This window comes from Neobacillus sp. B4I6 (assembly GCF_050434045.1).
Classification (GTDB): domain Bacteria; phylum Bacillota; class Bacilli; order Bacillales; family Cytobacillaceae; genus Neobacillus.
Genome location: NZ_JBNPWB010000002.1, coordinates 5,677,223 through 5,690,188, shown reverse-complemented (window position 1 = coordinate 5,690,188; position 12,966 = coordinate 5,677,223). Strand labels below are relative to the sequence as shown.

Annotated in this window: 13 protein-coding genes; 5 read left to right on the top strand and 8 right to left on the bottom strand. The window is 41.9% G+C overall.

What is annotated here, in order from left to right; translation table 11 throughout:
- Positions 1–32: 32 nt before the first annotated feature.
- Positions 33–1,985 (bottom strand): PTS 2-O-a-mannosyl-D-glycerate transporter subunit IIABC, encoded by a 1,953-nt coding sequence (gene mngA / locus QF028_RS30280; protein WP_429471289.1) that lies wholly within the window; start codon positions 1,983–1,985, stop codon positions 33–35.
- A gap of 135 nt (positions 1,986–2,120) precedes the next feature.
- Positions 2,121–2,849, bottom strand: a complete 729-nt coding sequence (locus tag QF028_RS30275) for a MurR/RpiR family transcriptional regulator (RefSeq protein WP_429471287.1) — start codon at positions 2,847–2,849, stop codon at positions 2,121–2,123.
- 134 nt (positions 2,850–2,983) lie between these two features.
- Between QF028_RS30275 and QF028_RS30270 the strand changes: the two genes are divergently transcribed.
- Both QF028_RS30270 and manA read left to right on the top strand, forming a co-directional pair.
- Positions 2,984–4,162 carry a glycerate kinase family protein gene (locus tag QF028_RS30270; protein ID WP_429471285.1) on the top strand — a complete coding sequence of 393 codons (1,179 nt, stop codon included), beginning with the start codon at positions 2,984–2,986 and terminating at the stop codon, positions 4,160–4,162.
- A 32-nt stretch (positions 4,163–4,194) separates the two neighbouring features.
- Complete coding sequence (gene manA, locus QF028_RS30265; RefSeq protein WP_429471283.1) at positions 4,195–5,154, top strand: mannose-6-phosphate isomerase, class I; 960 nt, start codon at positions 4,195–4,197, stop codon at positions 5,152–5,154.
- A 115-nt stretch (positions 5,155–5,269) separates the two neighbouring features.
- Here manA and QF028_RS30260 read toward each other — a convergent pair whose 3' ends face one another.
- From QF028_RS30260 to QF028_RS30235, 6 genes are all read right to left on the bottom strand, one after another.
- Positions 5,270–5,503, bottom strand: a complete 234-nt coding sequence (locus QF028_RS30260; RefSeq protein ID WP_429471281.1) for a hypothetical protein — start codon at positions 5,501–5,503, stop codon at positions 5,270–5,272.
- Positions 5,469–5,939, bottom strand: a complete 471-nt coding sequence (locus QF028_RS30255) for a PspA/IM30 family protein (protein WP_429471279.1) — start codon at positions 5,937–5,939, stop codon at positions 5,469–5,471. The genes QF028_RS30260 and QF028_RS30255 overlap by 35 nt, the downstream gene beginning before the upstream one ends.
- 59 nt (positions 5,940–5,998) lie before the next feature.
- Positions 5,999–6,751, bottom strand: a complete 753-nt coding sequence (locus QF028_RS30250; protein ID WP_429472614.1) for a M50 family metallopeptidase — start codon at positions 6,749–6,751, stop codon at positions 5,999–6,001.
- 79 nt (positions 6,752–6,830) lie between these two features.
- Complete coding sequence (locus QF028_RS30245) at positions 6,831–7,502, bottom strand: PspA/IM30 family protein (protein WP_429471277.1); 672 nt, start codon at positions 7,500–7,502, stop codon at positions 6,831–6,833.
- Position 7,503: 1 nt separating this feature from the next.
- Positions 7,504–7,908 (bottom strand): hypothetical protein, encoded by a 405-nt coding sequence (locus tag QF028_RS30240; RefSeq protein WP_429471275.1) that lies wholly within the window; start codon positions 7,906–7,908, stop codon positions 7,504–7,506.
- A 415-nt stretch (positions 7,909–8,323) separates the two neighbouring features.
- Positions 8,324–8,950, bottom strand: a complete 627-nt coding sequence (locus QF028_RS30235; protein WP_410887711.1) for a GntR family transcriptional regulator — start codon at positions 8,948–8,950, stop codon at positions 8,324–8,326.
- A 221-nt stretch (positions 8,951–9,171) separates the two neighbouring features.
- Between QF028_RS30235 and garR the strand changes: the two genes are divergently transcribed.
- The 3 genes from garR (at position 9,172) to QF028_RS30220 (ending at position 12,891) form a co-directional block, all read left to right on the top strand.
- Positions 9,172–10,065 carry a 2-hydroxy-3-oxopropionate reductase gene (gene garR / locus QF028_RS30230; RefSeq protein ID WP_429471272.1) on the top strand — a complete coding sequence of 298 codons (894 nt, stop codon included), beginning with the start codon at positions 9,172–9,174 and terminating at the stop codon, positions 10,063–10,065.
- A 3-nt stretch (positions 10,066–10,068) separates the two neighbouring features.
- Entirely contained in the window at positions 10,069–11,505 is a 1,437-nt protein-coding gene (locus tag QF028_RS30225) for a four-carbon acid sugar kinase family protein (protein WP_429472612.1), read from the top strand.
- 66 nt (positions 11,506–11,571) lie between these two features.
- Positions 11,572–12,891, top strand: a complete 1,320-nt coding sequence (locus tag QF028_RS30220; protein WP_214713054.1) for a gluconate:H+ symporter — start codon at positions 11,572–11,574, stop codon at positions 12,889–12,891.
- The last annotated feature ends 75 nt before the right edge of the window (positions 12,892–12,966 follow it).

Below are 12,966 nucleotides of genomic sequence, written 5' to 3'. Positions count from 1 at the left end.
AGTGAGGTAATCTCTAGGTACCATATATTTTTTTAAAAATTAGGCTGCTTTTTCTGTCTCAAAGCTACTTTTTTTTCCTTATTCACTTTGCTTTTTCTTGTTAAGATTAATAAAATTGTTGAAATAACAGCTCCAATTAAGGCTGCACCAAACCAAATACTTGCGGCCATTAGTGCAGGTTGTCCTTTTAGTAAGGCTAAGGAGAAAATTCCTGCACCCGGCACATTTAAACCAATATTAAAGTAGGCAACAATTGCACCTGTTACGGCTGAACCAGCAATTAAGGATGGAATGACACGTAATGGGTCATTAATCATAAACGGAATGGCTCCTTCTGTAATCCCTGCTAGACCAAGCAGCCACGTTTGTTTACCAATTTCTTGTTCTTGTTTGTTAAAATACTTTTTCCCGATAATCGTTGCCCCTGTTACAGAAAAAGCTGAAACCATTTTTACTGAAGCAAATGCCGCGTAAGGAATAAAGTTACCACTTGCCATTGCTCCAATACAGAAGGTATAGGCTGCTTTGTTCACTGGTCCGCCTAAGTCAAACGAAACCATGGCACCAAGGATCGCTCCTAAAATAAGTGCATTTGCTCCAGAAAGACTACCAAGCCAATCGATTAAGCCTTGATTGATCCATGCAAGTGGTTTTCCAATCACGAATAACATGATGGAACCGACAACTAGTGTACCAATCACTGGGTATACCCAGAAGCTAATAAACCCTGCAAATGTTCCTTTTGGCTGCACTTTTTTCTTTAAGAATTTTATGAAGAAACCGGCAAGGAAACCACCAAGCATACCGCCAAGGAATCCACTGCCAATAAGATTGGCGGCTACACCGGCTGCAAAACCAGGTCCAAGAGCGGGCTTATCCGCAATGGCGTAGGCCATATAAGCGGCTAAAATTGGCACCATTAGTTGTCCAAGGAGGCCGCCGCCAAGTTGTCTTAATAACCAAAGCCATGAGCCTTCTTTTGCATACACATCTTGAAGATCAAACGCTTGCGAAATTAATACTGCTACGGCTAATGTCATCCCCCCAGCAACAATGACTGGAATAATATAAGAAATACCGGTTAAGATCGAGTCTTTAATTTCTGTTTTAAATGATTTTTCACCGTCGTCTTCTGATGAAGACTCTGCGGTTTGGGATGGATTGTAAGGTTTTTTTGGTGTTGCTTCTGCCTTTTCTAATGCTTCCTCTAGCAATTCCTTTGCATTTCTAAGCGGTGCTGCCACAGATGTTTTCAGCTTTGGTAAATGTGTGAATCGCTCCTCATTTTTGACGGCCACATCATTAGCAAAGATAACCGCATCTGCTTTTTTCAAAAGGGCTGTTGTATGACGATCCTCAATGCCGTTTGCTCCTTGCTTTTCAACAAATACATCGACACCTATTTCATGTCCTGCTTTTATAAGAGCTTCGGCTGCCATATACGTATGGGCAATTCCAGCTGGACATGCAGTAATGGCTAGAATGGTTTTGTTTAATTTCTTTACTGCTTTTGTTTCTTCCTGAGCGTCTGTGTTATCTAGTTGCTCGAATAATTCACTATTTGTTTTGGCTTGTAAAAGTCGATTTTTATAAGATTCGTTTGATAATCTTTTAACAAATTCAGCTAGTAAGGCAAGGTGAGTTGAACCCGCTTCGCTTTCAGGAATGGCAAGCAGGATCACGAGCTGTACTTGGTTATTGGGATCAATACTTTCCCAATCGGTTAATGGTTTTTTAAGTGTAGCCACCGCAAAAGCCGCTTCCTTAACGGCTTTAGATTTTCCATGCGGAATCGCGAGTCCGCCTTCAAAGCCTGTGGGAGATAGCCTTTCTCTATCGAATACAGATTGAAGATATTCTTTTTCAGAGTATAGTTTTCCAGCTTCACCTAGCTGTTTGACTAAATACTGAATGACATCTTTTTTGCTGCTAAAGATTCGGTCAGTACTGATTAGGCTTGGTGAGGTAAGTGCTTGAAGTTGCATATTGGTTACCTCCATCGTGAAAGTGTTTTCATTTACACATTTATCGTAACAAAAAAAAAATAAGAAGACCGATTCTTCTTATTTTTACACACTAATATTGTAATTAAGCGTTTTCATGTGTATATGTACACAATTTTAAAAGTGGTCCCAATAAAATTGCGATAATGTTTGTATTACAATCATCACCGGAGTCCGGTCGGTTATATTGTAGCCATTTTTTACTTTTTTAGGTGCAAAGCAATATAAATTAACAGCAGCCGCTTCTTGTAGAGAATTCTTAGTAAAATGAGTTAAAGAGATAATCGGAATGTCTCTTTGTTTTGCTCGTTCAGCCATCTCAAGGATTTGCTGGGTTTCACCTGAAAGGCTGATCAGAAACAGAACGTCATGTTTGTTCATTTGATCAAGCATATTAATCACTTCATGGCGATGAATATAGTGCTCGGTTCCTTTTCCGACCACGCGCAAATTCCGGACCATCATCTCGCAGAAATCAGCGGAATCACCGACTCCAAAAAATAAGACATGCTTTGCATCATGCATCATTTTAGCGGCTGCTTCGATTTGTTCCAAATCAATAAGTTCGAAGGTTTTTTGAATAAGAAAGTAGGAACTGTCCTCATCTGGAGCCTTGGACGACCCCAGTTCTTCCTTAATACTATTTTTGAGGTGAGAGAACCCCTCATATCCAAGCTTTTTCGAAAGTCTTGTAATTGTATTGGGGACAGTAAAAAGACTTGTTGCTACGGATTGAATTGATAGGTTTGTGAATTCCTCTTTATTCATTAAGATATATTCAATAATTTGGTCGTCGGTATCATTTAACTTATATTCGAATTTATGGACTCGTTCTTCAAAACGCATAGATTTCACCTCAATTTTTTTTATTATAGCAGACTATGAAACGGTTTCACTACTGGATGTCGTAAAGGCAGTAAAAAGTTGAGAGTTTGTTGCATGCGGCTTACTTATATAACTATTTGTTGGAGGGATAGACAGTGAATATCTTAGTAGCAATGGATTCTTTGAAGGGGAGCTTATCCTCAGTTGAAGCGAATAAAGCGATAGCCGAAGGATTTTTTAAGGCCAATTCGGCTTTCAAGGTTCAGACTGTGCCGATTGCTGATGGAGGAGAAGGAACGGCAGAGGCGCTCGTTCATGCAACCAATGGACAGTTAATCGAATCGGTTGTTACTGGACCATTAGGACAGCCAGTGAAGGCGAGATATGGTATTTTGGGAGATCGGACTACAGCTGTTATCGAGATTGCTGAAGCTTGTGGATTACCTTTAGTACCGGAGGCAGAACGCAATCCCCTTATCGCCACATCCTATGGTGTTGGTGAGATGATTTTGGAAGCAGTTGAAAAGGGCTGTCAATATTTTATTATCGGTCTTGGTGGAAGTGCGACCAATGATGCAGGCGTGGGGATGCTTCAGGCACTAGGGTACCGTTTTTTGAATAAACAAGGATTTGATATTGGATATGGCGGAGCAGAACTTAAGAATATAGCGAAAATTGATTCGAGTTGTGTACCTGAAAAGGTAAGGACTGCGAGATATCGTGTTGCTTGTGATGTCCATAACCCGCTATATGGGGTGAACGGTGCCGCTTATATATTCGGCCCCCAAAAAGGGGCGACAGCCGAAATGGTAAAGGAATTAGATGATGGGCTAAAATGTTTTGCAAATGTGGTGTTGGAGCAGTTCGGGGTCGAATTGCAGCATATTTCTGGGGCAGGTGCAGCAGGTGGACTTGGTGCTGCTTTTGCTGGTTTTTTACAGGTTCAGTTAGAGTCAGGTGTGGGGCTAATACTCGAAATGGCAGGTTTAGAAGAGAAACTTCAGGAGGTAGATATTGTGGTCACAGGTGAGGGAAAGCTGGATAGGCAAACCTCAATGGGGAAAGCGCCTGCGGGAATTTCTCGACTGGCAAGAAAGCATGGTTTACCAGTGATAGCCTTAGCAGGTGATATTTCCGACGGTGATTCTCCACTGCATGAGTCAGGGATCTCTGCTTATTTTACCATTGTAAGTGGACCAGTTGAGTTAGAGGCAGCCATGGACCCAGAAGCTGCTAGATCAAATTTGAAAAGAACTGCTGAACAAATAGGGAGGTTATTGTGCCTTTCTATGAAAAAAGAGCCGAGGGACGGTTCTCTTGCTTCCGAAGCATAAGAATCGTCCCCCACGCTATAGAGGAGGACATTATGTACAAAAATGAACCAATCTTTTTACAATCGGTTTTTCAAGAAAGAATTTGGGGCGGACAAAAATTAAAAACAGAATTTCATTATGATATTCCGTATGAGCAAACAGGAGAAGCATGGGTGATCTCTGCTCATTCTCATGGGCCGAGTATGATTGCAAATGGTCCACTTGCAGGGAAAACTTTAGCCGATGCCTGGAACGAGCATGGTGAGCTTTTCAATAAACAACCTGAAAATCAGGAAGAGTATCCATTACTTGTGAAAATTCTCGATGCGGCTGATGATCTGTCTGTTCAAGTACATCCAAATGACCAGTTTGCCCGTGAAGTAGAAGGTGTACCCTATGGAAAAACGGAATGCTGGTATGTGTTGAGCGCGGAAAAAGATGCGGAGCTTGTACTAGGCCATCATGCCCGTTCACATGAAGAACTAGAGCAAATGGTTGATGAAGGTGAATGGGACAAGCTTTTAAGACGCGTGAAAGTAACGGCAGGTGATTTGGTCTATGTTCCTAGTGGTACGATTCATGCCATCGGAAAAGGAATTGTCATTCTCGAAACACAACAAAGCTCGGATATCACGTATCGTGTCTATGATTATGAGCGAAGGGATTCTGCTGGTAATAAACGTGAATTACACTTAGAGCGGGCCAAACAAGTAACGACGGTTCCCCATCAGGATGCTATCGTAGTACAAACTAAAATGGTGATTGGTGATTTGGTTGAAAAGAAACTTGTAGAGGGGCAGTACTTCTCCGTATATCGTTGGAATTTGAACGGAAAAGCATCTCATAAATTAACACAAGACTTTTTACAAGTGAGCGTGATTGAGGGGAAAGCAGCGATTACCATTGCTGGTAAGTCTTTTCAAGTAGAGAAGGGCAGCCATCTTCTACTGCCTCATAGGATTGGTGAGTATTGGTTGGAAGGTCAAGCTGAATTTATTGTTTCGCATGTTTGACTCCGATTTGGTACAGGTCATGCAGAGGGACGGTTCCCTTGTTGATGAATTTTCCTAAAAATATGACATAGAAAGAGGAGCACCAACCTAGATGGTGGTGCTCCTCTCCCTTAAATTAAAATGCTGCCACTTTTTCTTTTTCATTCCTTAACTTTTCAAGTTCCTTATTGAGCTCTTCATCGCTTACATAGTTATTGTATGCCGCATCAAACTGAGCTAACGGTGCCGCAAACTGATTTCCTGCCTGTACTTCAGCTTTTATCATTAGAATTCTCTCTTCTGAACGGGCCACTCCTCTGGCAATATCATCGGTATTAAAGGAAACCGTTGCTTTCTGAATTTGTTTCATCGACTGAGCCACATTCGCCCGACAAGATTTTCTTCTGCTGCATTTGGTTATACGTTTCTTTTAGCTGGTCCAATTTTTCAATGAGGATTTGAGTTTGTCCCGTAATCGACGCTAATTGGTCCACATATGGTTGTAACGTTTTTTCTCGGCTGAGCTTTTCTTGCACCGCCAACTTTGCGATATGTACATCACCTTGTTCAATCGCTAGTTTTGCCTGGCGGGTACGCTTGTCCACCAATGATTTGGTTTCCGTGATAAATGCTGCTTGTTTTTTCTCTACAAAAATTTGTCTTGCTAATGCTTTCTGACCTTTTGCAATTTCCTGTTCCATTTCCCTAGAATACTCATTTAGCATCGCAATCGGATCTTCAATTCCATCTAATAATCCATTAATATCTGCCACTGCAATTGTCTTTAATCTTTTAAAAATACCCATTTTATTTATTCTCCTCTACTCCATGGTCACTGTTTGTTATCTTGGGGCTGATTTATCATTTATTGCTTAAAAGTTCCACCGATTGCCGACCAGATCTCATTTGTGGCAGCTAGTAGCTGATTAGGCAATTCCATATCAAAACTAAAAGGCAGACTTATAAAATTTAGTGCAAAAAAGCTCCCAGCTAATACGGTCTGACCAAACAGGATAATTCCCAAAACAACGGCTGGAACTAATTTCGTTTGAACCAGCGCCGCCTTTCTCTTCGGGTTGCTTCTCGACATAAACGCTTGTTTACACACCTGAACCGCGCTAATAATAGATTGAACAAATAGAACCGATGCTAGGAATATACTCACATGAACGAGCACCATTTCGAAGTTAATATTCACAGGTAAAACCGTTTCGTAGCGGAAATAGACGGGCAAAGCCAATAGGATAGCAATGGAAAGTCCCCAGATCACGCCAAACGCGTTGCGAATCCACAACAATAAGGCAAGAACACTAAGCCCTAAATACAGATAAATAACCAAATGATAGTGACCTCTCGATACTAAATAAAACAATCCAATTGCTGCCACCGAAGCACCCGTGTAGCCTGCATACGAAATGAGCGCTTTTTTAAAGGGGGAAGTATGATTCCCCGTTGTCTGGCCTGAACCATCTCGATTCAGATGGATTTTACTACCTTCCAGGCAAGCACTGATCACGAGATGGACCAAGTTATGGAAATGGGCTAAATAAACCCTGATAAAAGGAAGCCCGCTCCCCACCAACGCTACACCCAGGTAAATAAGAATCAGCGTTGTCATATTCAATCTAAACCCTCCGCTCTACGCTAGATAGAATGAGAAGCACCAAGCCAAAACGGTGGTGCTTCTCAAACTTGTATTATAATACCGCCACTTTTTCATACTTTAACTTTTCAATTTCCTTATTTAGCTCTTCATCGCTCACAAAGCTGCTGTTTGCTGCTTCAAACTGGGCTAATGGAGTCGCGAATTGATTGCCTGCCTGTACTTCTGCTTCCATCATTAAGATCCGCTCTCCGGCACGGGCCACACCTCTCGCAATATCATCAGTATGGAAGGAAACCGTCGCTTTCTGAATTTGCTTCATCGACTGAGCCACATTCGCACGTGAAGCTAACATGATTTTCTTTTGCTGCATTTGGTTGTACGTTTCCTTCAGCTCGTCCAACTTTCCGATGAGGATTTGGGTTTGTCCCTTAATCGACACGTATTGCTCCTCATATAGTTGTAGCTGGCGGTCATGGTTGAGCTTTTCTTGCACAGCCAATTTGGCCATGGCCTCGTCCCCTTGTTCAATCGCCAGTTTGGCTTGACGAGTACGCTTGTCCACGACCGCTTTCGTTTCCGAAATGAGAGCTGCTTGTTTTTTCTCTAGAAAAATTTGCCTAGCTAGGGCTTTCTGACCTTTGACAATTTCCTGTTCCATTTCCCTAGAATACTCATTTAACATCGCAATCGGATCTTCGATACCGTCTAAAAGTCCGTTAATTTCCGCCATTGTAATTGTCTTTAATCTTTTAAAAATACCCATGTTATTCATTCTCCTTTTTAGTTACTAAATTTTTTTCCCATTGATCTAAAACGCTAGCATTCTGGTTAGTTACCGGGATATGCGAGCCTACCACAGAGGTGTTAATAAACTGTTGCATCGAGGAAGCTTTCGACTTCTTTCTGAGCCATCTTACGAAAAGTACTAGAGCAGCTAGTCCAATAATTAGGAAGAGCCAAGGGAATCCTCCGTCATGGTGAGCGCCATTCATCATTTGGCGGCCCCCGCCAAATCCGCCACGCTGCCCCATTTCACCGGGACCATGTCCATGAGGACCTCTAGCATAAGCGCTGTTCCCTCCTAGTAGAAAGTGGAGTACGTTAATCACTAGTACCGTAGAGGCAATGATCACACCCCAGAAAACACCCTTTTTCACTTTTGTATTCATCTCTTTATCTCCTTTCGTTACCTGATGTAATGAATATTAATAGAGAATGGTGAAAACTTGGTGAAAAGAGAAAGCTAGCAAGTAAGTTTTTTATTTAGGACGGGAAATCTACCAAAATAAGTTTCAGTTTCTTACTATTAAGCTAATACTTCTAAATCCTCATAAAAACACTAAATTCGCCCATTAAAGCCCAAAATTCGCCCACAAAACTTGAAGATTCGCTCATAAAACTCAAAAATTCGCCCATTAAAGGGACAAGCCGTTTTTAAATCATAAATGTTCGTGTGGTGTCAGGCACCAAAGGTTATCAAAAAAAGGCAGAAACCCTTTTTAGTAAGAGTTTCTGCCTTTTTGATAAAAATTGAATGGTCTAACTCGACAACTTTCGAGGCGCAAGGCGTCCCTTGCTTCCCTATCACCTTAACAGATGCAAGCAAAATTCCAAATCCGCTTGTAGATGGGTTTTCATTAGCATTTCTGCTTTTTCTCCATTTCTTGCTTTAATGGCTTGGTATATTTGCTCGTGTTCGTCGATTAAATGGGGGCGGTTGTAGAATACGACTGTTTTACGGAAAAGGTAAATAATGGATGACATCCGGTCAATAATATCAATCATGACCGGGTTATTACTGGCTCCGACAATAATTTCATGAAACCGCGCATTTGCTTCCATAATTTCCTCGACTGTTCCTGTCCTCCCTATCTCCACACATTGATGTAATGATTGAAGCTCATCTTCTTTTAAATAGGATGCTGCACACTGAGCGGAATAGCCCTCAAGGAGCATTCGTACTTGAAACATATTTCGCAAATCCTTTTCGGCCGGCTTCACAACTTTTTTATTCTCAATAAGCCCTTCATGCTCCAACTTTCGAATCGATTCCCGGATGGGTGTTCTACTGACACCTAATTCAGCAGCAATTTTTTCCTCGACAATTTTGGTACCACCAGGAAGTTCTCCATTTAAGATCCTATCACGAAGGATCTCATAGGATTGGTGGGAAGCAGGACGAGAACGATTACTTTCTAACACAATGTTCACCTCTATATCTCTTCAAACCTACATTTATTTTACCAAAATTCTTGTCAAAAAAATACAATCTACATCAGTTTCACTGATTTTTGTATACAGAAAATAATTTTATGTATACAAAAATTATAAATTCGTGTACAATTACTTTTGTAAACGATATCTGAAAGCGATTGCAGTTGAACGGATCGCTTAACTTATAAGATTTCAAATAGAATGAGGAGGAATTTATCATGGCACAAAAAGTTGGTTTTATAGGTCTAGGAATTATGGGGAAACCAATGGCATTAAACCTAATCAAAGCGGGATTCACACTTACGGTTAATGATCTAAATCAAGACGCCGTTCATCAGGTCGTTGAAGCTGGAGCAGTGGCGGCTCATTCTGCGAAAGAAGTAGCAGAAAACAGTGATGTCATCATCACGATGTTACCTGCCTCAAAACATGTTGAAGAAGTCGTTTTAAGTGAAAATGGAATCTTGGCAGGGGCCAAAGCAGGTTCGGTCATTATCGATATGAGTTCAATTACACCTGAAGTCTCACGGGAACTAGCAGCAGCGGCAGCGAAAAAAGGCGTTGGCATGCTAGATGCGCCAGTCAGCGGCGGCGAACCAAAAGCGATTGATGGTACATTAGCCATTATGGTTGGCGGGAAAGAGGATGTTTTTGAAAGCGTTCTGCCGGTCCTCTATGGGATGGGGAAAGACGTTATCTTAGTTGGTGATCATGGCTGCGGTGTGACCGCAAAGCTTGCCAATCAAATTATTGTAAACCTTAACATAGCGGCGATGTCCGAGGCACTTGTCCTAGCAGCGAAGGCAGGTATTGATATTGAAAAAATGTACCAAGCAATCCGCGGCGGACTTGCTGGAAGTGCTGTTCTGGATGCCAAGGTACCATTGATTTTAGACAGAAACTTCGTGGCTGGCGGAAGTATTGCCATCAACATGAAAGATATTACGAATGTAATGGACACGGCCCATGAAATTGGCGTTCCACTTCCATTATCAAGCCAATTGCTAGAAATTTTCCATGCATTAAAGGTCGATGGAAAAATAAAAGACGATCATGGCAGCATTGTCCGTTATTATGAAAAGCTTGCCAATGTTGAAGTAAAGAAGGCGTAAATGATGACTGAAACGAACAGAATATCCGCAGCGTACCTAGAAACCGTCCCTGAGGTGGACCGCCAGGCAGTCCATCAATTAGTTACCGAAGCACTAAAAAGCTTAAACAAAAAAATCATCGTCCTCGACGATGATCCAACAGGTGTCCAAACCGTCCATGATATCTCCGTTTTCACGGATTGGTCTGAGGAAAGTATTGAGCAGGGCTTTAACGAAGAGCAGTCCATGTTTTTCATTTTGACAAATTCACGAGGCTTTACAGCGGAAGAAACCGAACAGGCTCATCGCGAGATTGCCGCTAACATTTTAACCGTAGCTTCGAAATTAAATCGAGAATTCCTCATTATCAGCCGTGGAGATTCCACACTTAGAGGACACTATCCATTAGAAACGACCGTTTTAAAGGATACACTCGAATCAGGTTCTGAGTTGAAAATAGATGGTGAGGTCATCCTGCCATTTTTCAAAGAAGGCGGTCGATTGACCATTAACAACATCCACTATGTTCAAAATGGTCAAGAGCTTGTGCCTGCAGGCGAAACCGAATTTGCAAAAGACCGGACATTTGGCTATTCCAGTTCTCATTTAGGAGAATGGATTGAAGAAAAGTCGAATGGGTTATTTCTCGCTAAAAATACATTATATATCTCACTCGAACAATTACGGGCCATGGAGATTGGCGCCATCACGGAACAGCTTCTTCAGGTAAACGATTTTAATAAAGTAGTAGTGAATGCAGTCGACGAAGTCGATGTTAAAGTATTCACGGCTGCCTTAGTACAAGCGATCAATGCCGGAAAGAACTTCCTTTTTAGAAGTGCAGCCGCTCTTCCAAAAGTCATTGGCGGAGTCAGTGATAAAGCTCTGCTAACGAGAGAAGAGTTAATAATAGAAGAAACAGGGAATGGCGGATTAATTATTATCGGCTCCCATGTGAAAAAGACAACGGAACAGCTAGAAAAATTAAAAGAATTAACCAGCATTGAATTTATCGAGTTTAATAGTCATTTAGTTTTACAACCAGAGCAATTCAAAGCGGAATGCGACCGCGTGGTAGAAACCACTGAAGCACTGATCCGATCCGGTAAAACCGTTGCCGTTTATACAAGTAGACAACGGCTCGATCTTGGCGAAAATAAAAAAGAAGAAGAGTTAAAAATGTCCGTGACGATTTCTGACGCGGTAACAAGCATTGTAACGAGATTACAGGTAAAACCGAATTTCCTTGTCGCAAAAGGTGGAATTACCTCCAGTGATGTAGGAACAAAAGGACTAAGGGTAAGAAGAGCAACCGTTGCTGGACAAATTAGACCGGGGATTCCTGTTTGGAGAACTGGGGATGAAAGTAAGTATCCAGGCATGTCCTATGTTATTTTTCCAGGCAATGTTGGAACACAAAGTGATTTAAAAGCAGTGGTAGAGATATTAAGCACGAAGTAAATTGAACTGATCGATTGGAATGCCGTTCTGGCATTCCACACTTTCAAAGGGGAAAGAGGGAGAAACATGCCAATCGTTTATATCTGTATAGGGGTTGCCCTATTGCTATTATTAATGGTCGTCTTCAAGGTAAACGCCTTCATATCATTGGTTATTGTTGGATTACTTGTAGGGGTTATGGAAGGAATGACCCCAATCGAAGCGATAACATCCGTCACATCCGGTTTGGGCGGAACCCTCGGCAATCTCGTACTGGTTATTGGTTTTGGGGGTATGCTTGGTAAACTAATGGCCGATTCTGGTGGTGCACAACGAATCTCCACCACATTGGTTAACGCATTTGGAAAAAAACGAGTACAGCTTGCAGCCGTTCTAACAGCCTTCATTGTTGGGATTGCGCTATTCTTTGAAACGGGTGTGGTTGTGTTAATTCCGTTAGTCTTCACAATCGCGGCAACAGCAGGTGTACCAATTCTTTATATTGGGATGCCTGTCATTGCCGCTTTGATCACCATGCATGGCTTTGTTCCTCCACACCCTGGACCAACAGCCGTTGCCGATGTTTACAATGCCAATATAGGTAAAACCTTATTATATGGAATTCTTATCGGTATTCCAGCAATCATTATCAGTGGACCATTATATACAAAGACGTTTAAAAAAGAAGAGTTGGAAGTTAAAATTCCAAAAGGACTTTTTAATCCTAAGCACTTCACAGAAGAAGAAATGCCTGGTTTTGGGATTAGTGTATTTACGGCCCTTATCCCCGTCATTCTGATTGCTTTCCAAGCCATCGTTGAAATCACGATGCCTGAATCATCACTTATTCAAACAGCTAAATTTTTAGGAAATCCTGGTATTGCCCTATTAATCGCTGTCATAGTCGCCATCTTTACCTTTGGTTTAAATCGAGGCAAAAAAATGCCAGAAATCATGAACTCGATCACAGAATCAATCAGCAGCATCGCCATGATTCTTTTAATCATTGGAGCAGGCGGTGCATTCAAACAAGTACTCATCGACAGTCATGTTGATAAATACGTTGCCCATCTGATGGAAGGCTCCACCATGTCGCCGTTAATCCTCGCCTGGTTAATCGCTGCGATCCTACGGGTAGTCCTAGGTTCAGCAACCGTTGCCGGATTAACAGCAGCCGGTATTGCCGCACCACTCGTTGCCTCTGCACACGTTAGCCCAGAACTCATGGTGCTAGCAACCGGTGCAGGAAGTATGACCTTCTCTCACGTAAACGATGCCGGTTTCTGGATTTATAAAGAATACTTCAACCTAAGCATCGGTAAAACCATTCGCACCTGGTCAGTAATGGTAACGATTGCATCCCTTGTCGGACTTGCTGGTGTGCTAATTATCAATATGTTCCTATAGGGAGAAGCAAAATTAAAAGACCACCCCCGAGCCGTAGCAGGCAAAAGGGTGGTCTTTTTATATTCAGGATTCTTA

Coding starts and splice junctions, on each gene's coding strand:
- QF028_RS30225 (WP_429472612.1), top strand. CDS start 10,069: ATGACTGAAACGAACAGAATATCCGCAGCGTACCTAGAAACCGTCCCT.
- QF028_RS30250 (WP_429472614.1), bottom strand. CDS start 6,751: ATGACAACGCTGATTCTTATTTACCTGGGTGTAGCGTTGGTGGGGAGC.
- manA (WP_429471283.1), top strand. CDS start 4,195: ATGTACAAAAATGAACCAATCTTTTTACAATCGGTTTTTCAAGAAAGA.
- QF028_RS30275 (WP_429471287.1), bottom strand. CDS start 2,849: ATGCGTTTTGAAGAACGAGTCCATAAATTCGAATATAAGTTAAATGAT.
- mngA (WP_429471289.1), bottom strand. CDS start 1,985: ATGCAACTTCAAGCACTTACCTCACCAAGCCTAATCAGTACTGACCGA.
- QF028_RS30255 (WP_429471279.1), bottom strand. CDS start 5,939: ATGGGTATTTTTAAAAGATTAAAGACAATTGCAGTGGCAGATATTAAT.
- QF028_RS30260 (WP_429471281.1), bottom strand. CDS start 5,503: ATGAAACAAATTCAGAAAGCAACGGTTTCCTTTAATACCGATGATATT.
- QF028_RS30245 (WP_429471277.1), bottom strand. CDS start 7,502: ATGGGTATTTTTAAAAGATTAAAGACAATTACAATGGCGGAAATTAAC.
- QF028_RS30220 (WP_214713054.1), top strand. CDS start 11,572: ATGCCAATCGTTTATATCTGTATAGGGGTTGCCCTATTGCTATTATTA.
- garR (WP_429471272.1), top strand. CDS start 9,172: ATGGCACAAAAAGTTGGTTTTATAGGTCTAGGAATTATGGGGAAACCA.
- QF028_RS30240 (WP_429471275.1), bottom strand. CDS start 7,908: ATGAATACAAAAGTGAAAAAGGGTGTTTTCTGGGGTGTGATCATTGCC.